Annotated in this window: 11 protein-coding genes; 7 read left to right on the forward strand and 4 right to left on the reverse strand. The window is 64.2% G+C overall.

From position 1 onward, the window contains the following. Positions 1-355 precede the first annotated feature (355 nt). Entirely contained in the window at positions 356-1,333 is a 978-nt protein-coding gene (locus tag AB4Z38_RS13385; RefSeq protein ID WP_441430245.1) for a LacI family DNA-binding transcriptional regulator, read from the reverse strand. Between the two features lie 222 nt (positions 1,334-1,555). Here AB4Z38_RS13385 and uriH point away from each other — a divergent pair, with 222 nt between their 5' ends. From uriH to pabB, 5 genes are all read left to right on the forward strand, one after another. Then, positions 1,556-2,602 carry a uridine-preferring nucleoside hydrolase UriH gene (gene uriH, locus AB4Z38_RS13390; RefSeq protein ID WP_441430169.1) on the forward strand — a complete coding sequence of 349 codons (1,047 nt, stop codon included), beginning with the start codon at positions 1,556-1,558 and terminating at the stop codon, positions 2,600-2,602. Further along, positions 2,603-4,045: a uridine transporter UriT gene (gene uriT / locus AB4Z38_RS13395; RefSeq protein ID WP_441430170.1), complete on the forward strand. Its 1,443-nt coding sequence runs from the start codon at positions 2,603-2,605 to the stop codon at positions 4,043-4,045. After that, positions 4,042-4,986 carry a ribokinase gene (locus tag AB4Z38_RS13400; RefSeq protein WP_441430171.1) on the forward strand — a complete coding sequence of 315 codons (945 nt, stop codon included), beginning with the start codon at positions 4,042-4,044 and terminating at the stop codon, positions 4,984-4,986. Before uriT ends, AB4Z38_RS13400 begins: the two co-directional genes overlap by 4 nt. 103 nt (positions 4,987-5,089) lie before the next feature. Continuing rightward, complete coding sequence (locus AB4Z38_RS13405) at positions 5,090-5,650, forward strand: low molecular weight protein-tyrosine-phosphatase (protein WP_441430172.1); 561 nt, start codon at positions 5,090-5,092, stop codon at positions 5,648-5,650. Continuing rightward, positions 5,647-7,749 (forward strand): aminodeoxychorismate synthase component I, encoded by a 2,103-nt coding sequence (gene pabB, locus AB4Z38_RS13410; protein WP_441430173.1) that lies wholly within the window; start codon positions 5,647-5,649, stop codon positions 7,747-7,749. Before AB4Z38_RS13405 ends, pabB begins: the two co-directional genes overlap by 4 nt. Positions 7,750-7,752: 3 nt before the next feature. On the opposite strand, the gene AB4Z38_RS13415 is transcribed toward pabB, so the two are convergent. Beyond that, complete coding sequence (locus tag AB4Z38_RS13415) at positions 7,753-9,333, reverse strand: NCS1 family nucleobase:cation symporter-1 (RefSeq protein ID WP_441430174.1); 1,581 nt, start codon at positions 9,331-9,333, stop codon at positions 7,753-7,755. Between the two features lie 137 nt (positions 9,334-9,470). Here AB4Z38_RS13415 and AB4Z38_RS13420 point away from each other — a divergent pair, with 137 nt between their 5' ends. Continuing rightward, complete coding sequence (locus tag AB4Z38_RS13420; RefSeq protein ID WP_441430175.1) at positions 9,471-9,935, forward strand: phage tail protein; 465 nt, start codon at positions 9,471-9,473, stop codon at positions 9,933-9,935. 11 nt (positions 9,936-9,946) lie between these two features. Here the strand turns inward: AB4Z38_RS13420 and AB4Z38_RS13425 are convergent, their stop codons facing one another. Further along, a complete protein-coding gene (locus AB4Z38_RS13425; protein WP_441430176.1) occupies positions 9,947-11,044 on the reverse strand; it encodes an FAD-dependent oxidoreductase in 1,098 nt (365 codons plus the stop codon). Between the two features lie 112 nt (positions 11,045-11,156). Between AB4Z38_RS13425 and AB4Z38_RS13430 the strand changes: the two genes are divergently transcribed. After that, entirely contained in the window at positions 11,157-11,606 is a 450-nt protein-coding gene (locus AB4Z38_RS13430) for a MarR family winged helix-turn-helix transcriptional regulator (protein WP_366177869.1), read from the forward strand. A gap of 3 nt (positions 11,607-11,609) precedes the next feature. On the opposite strand, the gene cls is transcribed toward AB4Z38_RS13430, so the two are convergent. After that, a complete protein-coding gene (gene cls, locus AB4Z38_RS13435) occupies positions 11,610-13,082 on the reverse strand; it encodes a cardiolipin synthase (protein ID WP_441430177.1) in 1,473 nt (490 codons plus the stop codon). Positions 13,083-13,109: the final 27 nt, after the last annotated feature.

The raw sequence follows: 13,109 nt of genomic DNA on the forward strand, positions 1-13,109 counted from the left end.
GGGCGCACGCGGACGCACAAGGGGAGCTCCGCCGTCGGGCTTTCCGAGCGAATCCCCCTGCCGAGTCTCTTCAGAGAGCCGTGCCGGAGACGCCCAGGACTGACGCCCTCCCGGGCCGCTTCGGAGATAGTGAACGGCCGGCTCTCCAGACTCAACGGAAGGCGACGCGGAGTTTTCATGGCCCCATCAGAACAGAAAACAGCGCACCCTCGCAGAAGTTATCCACAGCCCCCATCGATTGCTCCCCACCGGCTCCCAGCCTTCGCAAGCTCAGGCCGGGGCCCTCGCCGGTGTGGGCCCAAAGTGTCGTTTTGGAGCCTCAAACCGACAATTACTCAGCAATCGACGGGGAAACCTAAGCCGTGGAGCCGCGCACCACCAACGAGCTCTCCAGGGTCAGTTGCGGCTGTTCCAGCTCACGGCCTTCCATCAGTCCCCGGAGCTGTTCGCCGGCCTTGAGTCCCAGCGGAGTGGCCGGCAAGTGCACACTGGTCAGGCTCGGGTTGCTCGTGGCCGAATACGGCAGGTCATCGAAGCCGGCAACGGCGAGTTCCTCCGGAATCCGGACACCGGCCACTCGGGCTTCCTGCAACACACCGTAGGCGTGGGTGTCCGTTCCGCAGACGACGGCGGTGATCCCGGCACGCTGCCAGTCCGGCCAGGCGGCAGCGAAGGCAGCCGCGGCAGCGCCGACGTCGATGGTGGTACTGATGATGTGCGCGTCCGCAACGGAAATACCGCAGGAATTTGCCTCATCCAGGAACGCCGCCCGGCGAACCTCGAACGTGGCTGTGCCGGTCACACTGTCCACGTAGGCAACCCGCTTGTGTCCGGAAGCAGCAAGATGCGCGGCCAATTCACGGGCGCCATGGGCAACATCGAGGTTCACGGACGGAGCATAGGCTTCGAGGCCGGGGGCATCGAGAAGGACCAGCGGCCCGGCAACGGACAGCTCCTCCAGGAAGCTTGCGTTGGGCGCATCCACCAGCAGGCCGGCGGGACGAAGGGCCAGGAGCTTTCGGACGTCCTCCGCACGGGGGAACTCACCGGCGTCGGTCACGGAGAGCAACAGCTGGTACTCGGAGCCGAGCGATTCCCGGACTCCAGCGATGACCTTTGCGAAAAAGGGGTTGGAAATGTCCGGCGCCACAAGGATCACAATCGAGCTCACGCCCTTGGCCAAGGAACTGCCGATGCCATCCACCACGTAGCCGAGTTCGGCGATAGCCTGGCGGACCCGTGAAATGTTGTCTTCGGAGACCCTGCCCTGGGTTTTGCCGTTGGCAACCAGGGACACCGTCGCAGTCGAGACCCCTGCCAGGGAGGCCACCATCGCCGCGGTGACGCGCTGCGTACGGTTTGAGGCCCGATGCATTGGTTCCGCGGATTCCATACAACGATCGTAGCGGGAATCAGCCCCTTCCCACGCCGCAAGGCATCAAGCGCTTGACGCAATTCGCGTTAAGCGTTTGACGTAGTACGCGAGCGAGTGCCAGAATTCCTCTGAATGCTTTAGCGCCCTGCCTCGGCAGGCCCCAATGACGTGGAGATGAACATGGACCCCAACACCATGACCCGTGAACGCAAGAAGATCATCCTGGATTGTGATCCCGGGCATGACGACGCCGTGGCCCTGCTACTGGCCCACGGCAACCCGGACATCGAACTGCTCGCCGTCACCACGGTGGTGGGTAACCAGACCCTCGAGAAGGTCACCCGCAACGCCCTGTCGGTGGGCACCATCGCAGGCATCACCGGCGTTCCCTTTGCCGCCGGCTGCGACCGCCCGCTCGTCCGCTCCATCGAAACCGCGCCGGACATCCACGGCGAAACCGGCCTGGACGGCCCCGAGCAGCCCCAGTCCACCATCGAGCTGGACCCGCGCCACGCCGTCGACCTCATCATCGAAACGATCATGGCGCACGAGCCGGGCACCGTCACGCTGGTCCCCACTGCAGGACTCACCAACATCGCCATGGCCGCCCGCAAGGAGCCGCGGATCGTTGAACGCGTCAAGGAAGTTGTCCTGATGGGCGGCGGCTACCACGTAGGCAACTGGAGTGCCGTGGCCGAATTCAACATCATTATCGACCCCGAAGCCGCACACATTGTCTTCAACGAAAAGTGGCCCGTCGTGATGGTCGGTTTGGACCTAACACACCAGGCCCTGGCCACTCCCGAGGTCGTTGAGAAGATCGCCGCCGTGGGCACCAAGCCGGCCAAGTTCGTCATGGAACTGATGGAGTTCTTCACCAAGACCTATAAAGACGCCCAGGGCTTTGACTATCCCCCGGTGCACGATCCCTGCGCCGTGGCCTACGTCATCGACCCCACAGTGATGACTACCCGCAAGGTCCCCGTCGACATCGAGCTGCAGGGCAAACTCACGCTTGGCATGACCGTGGCCGATTTCCGCGCCCCCGCACCGGCCGACTGCAACACCTCCGTCGCCGTCGACCTCGACCACGAAAAGTTCTGGAACCTCGTCACTGACGCGATCACCCGCATCGGCGATCCCACAACTGGCACTGCCGGCGCTCCCGCCACCATTAGCGACGACGCTGCCGTCGCCGTCGCCAGCATCGCAGGAGAGACCAAGTAAATGACCACCCTCATCAACGAAACCAAAACCAAACGCGGCAACATCGCGGCCCTCATGGTCGCCCTGCTGGCCGCCTGCGTAGCCTTCCAGCTCAACGCGTCCATGCTCAGCCCGGCCCTGGTCACCATGGGCAACGAACTCCACACGGACCAGGCGGTCATCGGCCTCTCCCAGACCTGGTTCTTCACGGCAGCAGCTCTGTTCTCCCTCTTCCTGCCGCGCCTGAGCGACATCGTCGGCCGCAAGAAGATCCTCATCGGCATGATGCTGCTGATGGCCGTCGGCTCGGTCATCGCAGCCATGGCGCCCGACGTTACATGGCTCTTCGTGGGCCGCATCGTCCAGGGCGTCAGCGGCCCTACCGTCCCGCTGTGCCTCATCATGCTGCGCTCCGCGGTCAACAACCCGCGCAAGTACGGAGCCCTCATGGGCCTCATCACGGCAGTCAACGGCGGCGTTGCCGGCGTCGACTCCTTCGTGGGCGGCTACTTCGCCGAGCACTTCGGATTCCGCAGCATCTTCTGGCTCATGGTCGGCCTCGCAATCGTGGCCACGGCCCTGATCGCCATCCTTGCCGGCGAGAGCAAGCCTGCCGCGGGCACCACCATGGACTGGCTCGGCGTATTCTTCATTGTCATCGCTGTGGGCGCACTCCTGACAGCCCTCAACGAAGGCTCCAAGCTGGTCGGCGCTTTCTCTTCCGGAACGCTGATGCTGGCCATCGGACTGATTGTGGTCGCCGCTGCCGCGTTCGCCGCCTTCTGGACAGTTGAAAAGTGGACTGGGGAGAAGCGCTCCAAGGAGCCGATGGTGGAGACGATCCACCTTCGCCAGCGTTCCACCTGGGCGCCGCTGCTGACCACCACCCTCGCCATGACCGGCATCTTCGCAGTCATCAACGGCATCGTCCCGGCCTACGTCCAGGCCGCGGCACCGGGATTCGGGGTCGGCCCCACCGAGATGTCGCTCATGATCCTCACGCCCTACGCCCTCCTCGGCTGGGTATTCGGACCCATCAGCGGCCGGCTCGCACCCGTACTCGGCTACACCAAAGTCCTGCGCATCGGCATGCTGGGCAGCATCGCGGCCTTGGCAATCATCGCGTTCTTCGGCCTCAGCAGCCTGCCGATCATGATCGTGGGAACGGCCTTGCTCGGCATCATGTACGCCGGTACGGTCAACATCATGCTCAACGGACTCGGAGTTGTCCTCTCCCCCGCCGGCAACCCCGGCTTCCTGCCCGGAATGAATGCCGGAGCCTTCAACCTCGGCGCTGGCCTGAGCTTCCTGGTGTTGCCGGCGGTCCTTGTGGCGACCTCGGCGCTCGGCGACGCCAAGGCCTCGTACTTGACGGTCGTCGTCGTCGGCCTGGCCATCACGGTTGCCGCCTTCGCGGCGTCGCTGCTCATCCCCAAGCCCCTCGAAGCCGAGGTTGAAAGGTGAACCGCACGATCGTCGTCGTCGGGTCCTTGAACGCGGACCTGACCATCTATTGCGAGCGGCTCCCGCTCCCGGGCGAAACCGTCCACGGCAACGGTTTCGCGGTCAATCCCGGCGGCAAGAGCGCCAACCAGGCCGTCGCGGCGAGCAGGTTGGGCGGCACGGTGAGCCTGATCGGCGCAGTCGGAAGCGACTCCAACGGTGACATGCTCCTCACCTCCACGGAAGGGGCCGGCGTGGACGTTTCGCGCGTCCGCCGTTCCGCGGATGTGGCCACCGGCGTCGCGGTTATCGCGGTGGACGCGCATGGTGAGAACAACATCATCATTTCGGCCGGTGCCAACGGAACGCTCGCTCCGGCGGACGTGTCGGCGGACGCCTTCGACGACGCCGCGGTGCTCTGCCTCTGCCTGGAGGTCAGCCTTGAGACTGTGGAGGCTGCCGCCAAAACAGCGCACGACGCCGGAGCAACGGTTCTGTTGAATCTCTCGCCGTACGCCGAGATCCCGCAAAGCCTGGCCGCCTTGAGCGATGTGCTGCTGGTCAACGCCCACGAAGCGTCCCTGTTCCTGGGCGACGCCGAGATGCCCCACCCGGGGGCGCACGCAAGCGCCTGGGAGCCTGTCCGAATCCAGTTCGTCGAGCGGGGATTGCAACGGGTATTGGTTACGCTCGGCTCCCATGGCTCGGTGGTGTTGGATTCGCTCGCCGCATCCGGGGAACAGATCTCCCGGATCGCGCCCACCAAGGTCAATGCCGTGGATACGACCGGTGCGGGGGATGCCTTCACCGGTGCCGTGGCTGCCCGCCTCGCCGCGGGCGAAACCCTGGCAGAAGCCGCGGCGTTCGCTTCGGTGGCCGCAGCGCTCGCTACTACCAAGAAGGGCACCCAGGCCGCCTACCCCGGGGCTGAGGAAGTCCTGGAGCACCTGCGGATTTCCTGACCCGGCCTATGCTTTTACGCCTCCACCAGCGACTTTACAAATTCCGTAATCTCCCTTCCCTTTTGACTAGCCAAGACGGGGTGGCATCCCCCATGCTTGCTCCATGTACTCAGCGTCGAGCCCATACCGCATCATCACCGTCTGCACGGGAAACATCTGCCGCTCACCCATGGCGCAACTGATGTTGACTGAAGCGTTCGACGCCGGAGGGCTCGGTGGAGCGGTGGTCGTGGACTCTGCGGGAACTACCTCCTACGAGGCCGGACACCCCATCGATCCTCGCGCGGCCCGGGTCCTTTCGGCCCACCGCATCCGCTCCGAGGGTCACATCGCCAGGAGTTGGCGCCAGGAGTGGTTCCGGGAGCGGGACCTGATTTTGGCCCTCGACGTAGATCATTACGGCTGGCTCCACGAGGCCGCCCCGGATTCGGAGACACTCGCCAAGATCCGTATGCTGCGCAGTTTCGACCCGTCCGTAACGGGCCGGAGCACCTTGGACCTGGGCATCGAGGATCCCTGGTACGGCGGCCATCACGATTTCGACGTCACCTGGGACCTTATCCGCGCGGCCGTTCCCGGGATCGTCGCGCACACGCGGGACGCCCTTACCGCTAGGCAGCACGCACAGCACCTCGACCCACAGCAGGTACGCTCTATTTCATGACCCCAGCACCTGTGATCATCGCCATCGATGGCCGCTCCGGCGCGGGAAAGACCACTCTCGCCGTCGAACTTGCCGCCCGCCTCCGCATGCATCACAAGGTGTCGCTATTCCATCTTGAGGACATCTATCCCGGCTGGAACGGCCTCGCCGCGGGCATCGAGCGTTACGTCACCACGGTCTTGGCACCGCTGCGGCACGGCGACGCCGCCGAGTGGGTCAGTTGGGACTGGGAGAAACACTACGACGGCCGCAGCCACGTGACGCTGCCTGCCGAAATCGTCATCGTCGAAGGCGTCGGGGCAGCCGCGAGTGCCGCCCGGCCCATGCTGGACGCCGTGGTCTGGGTGGACGCTCCCGACGACGATCGCCGGCACCGTGCGATGGCCCGGGACGGCAGCAGCTACGAACCGTTCTGGGACAGCTGGGCGGCGCAGGAGGACGTGTGGCTGGAAACCGACGACGTCCTCGATCACACCGACGTCCGGGTACTGAACCGGGCGGACGGCGACGCCCCGGATGACGCCCTGCAGGCGCTGAACTACCTCCCTTCGCTCTCCCCTGTGCTGGCGCCCGAGCTCTCGGCACGCCGCGGCTTGCAGCTCAAGGCGGAACGGATCGACGCCACGCCGGACGCCGCGGTCCTGTTCCACGCGCTGTACGCCGAGTCCGCCAACGCAGTCTGGCTCGATTCCTCCAACACGTCCTCCAACAGGGACACAGTCAGCGACGCCGGATCCTCCAACGCTGCCGCCGAACGCAGCCGCTTCAGTATCCTCGCGGACGATGGCGGCTCCTTCGGCCAGGCTGTAATGCACAGTTCCGGAGCCACCCGGATCAGCACCGGATGCGCAAACGTTGAGACCACCGGCCCCTTCTTCCGCTGGCTGGACACCGTGTGGGGCCGCAAGGCCTTGCGGGCACCTGAAGGCTATGACTGCGAATTCACGCTCGGCTGGTTGGGGTACCTCGGCTATGAATTGAAGCGGGAGACCGGTGGCAGCGATGTCCAAGCCGGCACTCCGGATGCGGCGTTGCTCTTCGCCGGCAGGGCCGTAGTGATCGACCACCGTGACGCTGCCGTCTGGCTGCTTGCCATCGACGCTCCCGACGCCGGCGAATGGCTTGGGCTTGCGCGCGAGGCTGTGCTGTCCGCAGCCAGGACCTCGATAACCCCGGCACCCCAAGCGGCCGGCGCGCCGAGGCACTCGGACAGGGATCCCGCCGTCGGGAGCGATACAGTGGCGCTCGAGTTCTCCAGCCGCGACACCGAGGACGAATACAAAAGCAAAATCACCGACGCCCAGCACCAGATCGCCGAGGGCAACACGTACGAGGTCTGCCTGACCACCGCCGTGACCGCCCCGGATCCCGGGCTGGACCCGTGGGAGAGCTACCTCGCGCTGCGCAAGCGCAACCCGGCGCCGTTCGCGAGCTACTTGCGGTTCGGAGATCTGACGGTCGCGAGTACCTCGCCGGAGCGCTTCCTGCGGATAACCTCCGACGGCGGCATGCGGGCCGAGCCGATCAAGGGCACCAGGGGCCGGGCCAACGATCCCGCCATCGACGAGGCCCTGCGGCGCAGCCTTGAATCCTCGCTCAAGGACCGTGCCGAGAACATCATGATCGTGGACTTGCTCCGCAACGACCTCAGCCATTTCGCCGTGCCCGGATCGGTGACCGTCAGCCGGCTGTGTGAGGTGGAAAGCTACGCCACGGTGCACCAGATGGTGAGCACTATCGACGCCCGGCTGCGGCCCGGAGCACCCCGGGCCGAGGCCGTGGCCGCCGCGTTCCCCGCCGGGTCCATGACGGGCGCCCCGAAGATCAGCACCATGGACATCCTTGACGGGTTGGAGTCCGGACCCCGAGGAGTCTACTCCGGCGCAATCGGGTACTTTTCGCTCAACGCGGCGACGGATCTCGCCGTCGTGATCCGGACCCTGGTGATGGGTCCCGACGGCGATGGCGGACGCACGCTCAGTCTCGGCGTCGGAGGGGCCATCACAGCGGACTCCACGCCCCAGGACGAATACGACGAAGTCCGTACCAAGGCGTTCGGCGTGCTCTCGGCGCTCGGCGCGGAGTTTCCGACTACCTAAGAATCAGTCGTGCTCCTCCGTCCGGGCGCGGACTGTCCGGGGGTCGTTGCGGGTGATCGTGTAGTAGATAAGGCTGGCCAGGATTGCCCCCACGAACCATGAATACGGGCCCAGGCCCGAGCCTCCCGGGAGGAAGGTCTGCAGCGCCGGGACCAGCGCCAAAACGCCTGCGACGACGGCGGCTGGAACCAGGGCGGCAACGGCCTTGAGGTTCCAGCCCTTGGTGTAGAAGTAGAGGCCTTTCTCGTCCTCGTGGTACAGGTCCGAGACCTTGCAACGTTGGTGCCGGATGCGAAAGAAGTCCGTGAAGATAACCCCGAACAGCGGACCAAGCAGCGCCCCCAGGCCGCCCAGGAAGTACACGATCACCACGGGACTGCTGAAGAGGTTCCACGGCAGGATCACGATTGCGAGCACTGCGCTGATGAGGCCGCCGCGGCGGAAGTCGATCCGGTGCGGGGCCACGTTGGCGAGGTCGTAGGAGGCCGAAACGAAGTTGGCCACCACGTTGATGCCGATCGTAGCCACCACAAACGTGACGGCGGCGATGATGGTGATCCACGGATTCTTGATGGCCTGGACGATCGCCACCGGATCGGTGATCACCTTGAACATGTCCTGGCCGGCATACTGGTCTGCGGTGAAGTAGGACGCCGCGCCGGCTGTGACCACCACTGTGACCAGGGCGAACGCGATGAAGTTCACGGGCAGGCCCCAGAAGTTGCCACGCAGGATGGTCTTGCGGTCCGGCGCGAACCGGGAGAAATCGCAGAAGTTCAGGAGAAGCGCCGCGAAGTAGGTGACTGTCAGGGCGATGGCCGAGAAGAACTGAGTCAAGGCTGCGGGGCCGTCCAAAGGCGCGACGCCGGGGATCGAGAGGCTGAACTTGTTGCCCGCTTGCGTCAGGATGTAGATCGCGAGCGCGAACATGGCCACCCAGATGGCGGGACCGGCCCAGTCCTGGAACTTCCGCACCGTCTCCATGCCCCGGCGGATGACCAACAGCTGGACCGCCCAGAGGACCAGGAAAGCCGCCCAGCCGACAGGCGTCAGGCCAAGGATGCGTGGCACGTCCGGACCGTCGAGCGAAGTCAGCTGGGGCCACACGGAAAACAGCAGCACCAACACGGCTTCCGAGGCGAGCCAGGTCTGGATACCGTACCAGGCGATGGCGATAAGTGCCCGGATCAGGGCGGCCAGGTTGGCACCGAAGAGGCCGAAGGACATCCGCGCCAGGACCGGATACGGTACCCCGGTCTTCTGCCCCGCCGTCCCGGCAAAGTTCATCAGGAAATAGACGAGGGTAATGCCGAGGACCAGGGCCAGGAAGACTTGCCAGCCCACCAGGCCGGTGATGAAAAGGCCGGCCGCGAAAGTGTAACCGGCGATGCTGTGGACGTCGCACATCCACAGGGCGAAGAGGCTGCGGACCCTCCAGTTGCGTTGCCGGGCCGGTGCGAGGTCCGCGTTCCACAGCCTGTCGCTGACCAATCGGCCTTCGGCCAGGATTCGGACTTTCTCAGGGTATTCGTCTCCCGGCTCGGGCGGTGCCTGCACAGCCGGGGACTCGTTTTTCCGCGCCATGATGCCTCCGAAGAACGCTTCCAAACATGCTTGGAATTCCAGAATCGCCCCATTGCAGCGGGAAGGAAAGCCCCTTTGGGAGTGCTGGAACGTCGTCACGTTAGCATTGGTCCAAATACGTCTTACCAGGAGGGTGCATGCCGCACATCGTTGACTTCGAGAATGTTTCTACCGTCGGATTGGAATCGTCTCCCGTTGCTGAGGCGCTTGCCGGGTTGCGCGCCAACGAGGGCCGCTACTACCGGAACAAGTACAACCACGTCTTCACAGTGAGCCCTGCCAGCGAGCTTCCGGAGGTCGTCGATCGGGTGAGCCGCATCCTGAAGGACGAGCGTGACATCGTCATCAGCTCCCGCCCGCTGGAAGCGACCGCCTTCGAAGTCGACGGTTTGCGGATGGCCTACGTCTTCTACGAGTCAGGGCTGTCGATCAACGTCATGTACAGCATCGAGGCCGGCGGGAAGCGGGCGGTCGGATTCAAACTCTCGGACGGCATGGAGATTCCGGAGGAACTGGCGTCACGCTTCAAGTTCGCTCGCCAGAAGTCGAAGCTGGCAGGTGTTATCCGCGGCTCCTTCTTCGTGATCAAGGGTGAGTACTGACCCAGCTCAGCTCATGCGCCGAGGTTCAACATTTCGACGTAGCGGTCGATCATCATGTGTTGGCCTTTGATCTGGGAGATCAGCTCCGGGCTGGCGATCTCGCCGTCGGGCAGTTGTCCCGAGCCGCCGGACGGTCCCAACGGAAGGATGATGACGGGCTTCGACGGCGTGTAAGCGGCCAGTTCCGCCGAGCCGTCAATCTGGGCTTGGATGTTCTTGGCAACAACTGCGGCCTCGCGTCCCGCGACGCCAGCCTTGTTCACGTCGATCGCTGAAATGTCGCCCAAAGCGTAGACGTTCCCGAAGCCAACGACGCGGAGTTCGGGGGTGACCTCCAGGTAGCCCTCGGCGGTCCGTGCGGCAAGGAGACCTCCCGCCACATAGTCCGTCTGCGGGGCTATTCCATAGCAGCGGAACCAGATGTCCGCCTCAATGACAGTACCGTCCGTGGTGTTGACCGTGAACGTGGCGAATTCACCCGCAGGAACCGGAGGCAACTGCACCAACGCGCTGCCCATGATTCGCCGCACGCCTATCTCATCCAGCTGCCGGTTGACCTCAATCCGCAGCCGTGGATCATACGGTCCGGGAAGGATGTCCGGCGCCAGGTCAACCAGCACAATGTCTTTGTCCGGCCACGCGGAGGCGATCTCGCCGGCAAATTCAAGGCCTACCGCCCCGGCGCCCAGCAGCATCACCCTGTCCGCGCGTTTGAGGTCATCATGTGCTGCTTGGTAGCGGGCGATGGCGTCGGTGGTGACCACTCGATCACTTTTGGCCGGGAAGGGATAGCTGGAACCGCTTGCGAGGACAATGTAGTCCGGCGCCAGGCTGGCACCCGAAGCCAACTCGACGGTGTGCCCGTCTACCCGGATTGCGCGGTCACGGAGTACCTCACCGTGCGCGAGCAGACGGTCATAGGGAAGGAACATCCGCGGCAGGAAATCCGGTTGGACCACAGATCGGAGGGCCGCAATGTTGTGTACGAAGGCGTCCTTGGGCTCCACCAAGGTAACCGTTGCATGTTCGTCCAAGGCCTTGGCTACGGAGATCCCACCGTAGCCTCCGCCGATAACCACCACGGTGGGGTGCGGAGAGTGGTTATTCATGGCAACTCCTTAGGTAGAAAGCTCACGCTGCTCGGCCCGTGCCGCCCAGATCGTTTATGAATGACAACGATTGGAGATGATCAATAATTTCCTCAGTGATAAGATTTTCCTGATGAGTTCTTCGGCAGCAGGAAAGCAACTGGGGTTCCTCTTGGCGCGCCACGGGCGCATCATGAATACGCGCCTCCGCCAGGCGCTGGACTCTTCCGGGCTCAGCCCAAGGCATGCCGTGCTGCTGTGCCGGCTTGACGAGTCCGGGCCGCTCAGTCAGCAGGGCCTGATTGATGCTCTCTCCATCGATGCGAGCGGACTGGTAGCGGTCCTGAACGACCTTGAACGCGAAGGGCTGGCGGAACGACGCCGCGATCCCGCGGACCGCCGTCGTCATATCGTCGAAATCACCGCGGAAGGCAAACGCGCGGTGGCGTCGATTGAAGTTGCAGTGGCCGACGTCGAGCAGGAGGCCTTTGCCGGGTTCTCCGCCGATGAGCTCCAGCAACTCCATGGGCTGTTGTCGAGGATCCACGGCGAACCCGCGGACGAGGCCTGCGCCGAGGACTGAGCCTTACTGCAGCGTGGCGGTCAGTCGCGCCACGTTGTCCACGTATTTGGCAAGCATCGGCCGGTGCAGCCAGCCCTCCAGGGTCAGCTCGCGGCACATTTCCCGGTAGCTCGACTCCACAGAGCGCATGCTGTCCACGGCCTCGGCGCCCAGGAGCATCACGGACACCTCCATGTTGAGCGAGAAGGAGCGCATGTCCATATTGCTGGAACCGAGCACGGCCACTTCCTCGTCGATGGTGAAATGCTTGGCGTGCAGCACGTACGGCGCACGGTACAGGTAGATCCGTACCCCGGCTTCCAGCAGTGCCTCGTAGTAGGAGCGCTGGGCGTGGTGGACGAGGAACTGGTCGCCCTTCTCGGAGACAAACAGTTCCACGTCGACGCCACGCTGGGCCGCCGTCGTAATGGCGTACAACAGCGAATCGTCCGGCACGAAGTACGGGCTGCAAATCGAGATGCGGTGCTGGGCCGAGTAGATCAGCGTATTGAACAGGCGCAGGTTGTTTTCCGTGACAAACCCCGGGCCGCTGGGAACCACCTGGGCCGTCATTCGGCCGGGCATTGCTCGGACCGCGACCTGCAACTGGTTTTCGAGGGATTCATCGGTTTCGCTGAGCCAGTCGGTAGCGAAGACAACATTGAGGGTAGCAACGATCGGTCCCTCCATCCGGGCCATGAGTTCCACCCATTTACGTCCGGCGCGTCGGTGCTTGGGGTTGTTGTAGGAGGGCTCGATCAGGTTCTGCGAGCCGGTGAAGGCGATTTCGCCGTCGATCACCAGGATTTTCCGGTGGTTCCGCAAGTCCGGGCGACGCCACTGGCCGTGGATGGGCAACAACGGCAACATACGGCGCCATTGGATCTGGCCGCCCTTGAGCCTGCGGACCAGTCTTCGGTAGCCGGGGATCCGCAGTGTACCGATGTGGTCGAACAGAAGTCGGACGCTGACACCCCTCGCTGCTGCGTTTTCCAACTCGGTGAGGAGTTCGTCCGTGACGGAGTCACTGCTCATGATGTAGAACTCCGCATTGACGAACTCCTCGGCCCCCCGGACCGCTTCCGCCATGGCCTTGATGGACTCTTCGTAGCCGGGGATCAGCTCCACGGAGTTGCCGTCCACCATCGGCAGCGAGCCGAGGCGCCGGTTCAGTTCACCAGCAGACGTGACCCATTCGGGTCCCGAGTAATTGCTCACGACGTCGGCGAGCGCCGAAGTGCCCGCGCGCACCCGATCGTTGACTTGCTCCTGCTGCTCCCGGCGACGGCGGGACAAGCGGAAATTGCCGAACAAAAGGAACAGGACGAAACCCACGGACGGAACGAGGAAGACGGCAAGGAGCCACGCCATGGCCGTGGTGGGGCGGCGGTTTCCGGGGATGACGCCCAGCAGCACGACGCGCAAGACGATCTCAACGATCGCCCACGCGCCGAGGAGCCAAGTCCACTCTGTTCCGAACTGAAAAGGAAACAGCACCCCCACCCCCACGATCACATAGCTAAT

It is taken from the genome of Arthrobacter sp. 2RAF6 (genome assembly GCF_052115205.1).
In the GTDB taxonomy this organism is placed as follows: Bacteria; Actinomycetota; Actinomycetes; order Actinomycetales; family Micrococcaceae; genus Arthrobacter.

Coding starts and splice junctions, on each gene's coding strand:
- AB4Z38_RS13430 (WP_366177869.1), top strand. CDS start 11,157: ATGAGTTCTTCGGCAGCAGGAAAGCAACTGGGGTTCCTCTTGGCGCGC.
- uriT (WP_441430170.1), top strand. CDS start 2,603: ATGACCACCCTCATCAACGAAACCAAAACCAAACGCGGCAACATCGCG.
- AB4Z38_RS13415 (WP_441430174.1), bottom strand. CDS start 9,333: ATGGCGCGGAAAAACGAGTCCCCGGCTGTGCAGGCACCGCCCGAGCCG.
- AB4Z38_RS13405 (WP_441430172.1), top strand. CDS start 5,090: ATGTACTCAGCGTCGAGCCCATACCGCATCATCACCGTCTGCACGGGA.
- AB4Z38_RS13385 (WP_441430245.1), bottom strand. CDS start 1,333: ATGGTGGCCTCCCTGGCAGGGGTCTCGACTGCGACGGTGTCCCTGGTT.
- AB4Z38_RS13425 (WP_441430176.1), bottom strand. CDS start 11,044: ATGAATAACCACTCTCCGCACCCCACCGTGGTGGTTATCGGCGGAGGC.
- AB4Z38_RS13420 (WP_441430175.1), top strand. CDS start 9,471: ATGCCGCACATCGTTGACTTCGAGAATGTTTCTACCGTCGGATTGGAA.
- uriH (WP_441430169.1), top strand. CDS start 1,556: ATGGACCCCAACACCATGACCCGTGAACGCAAGAAGATCATCCTGGAT.
- pabB (WP_441430173.1), top strand. CDS start 5,647: ATGACCCCAGCACCTGTGATCATCGCCATCGATGGCCGCTCCGGCGCG.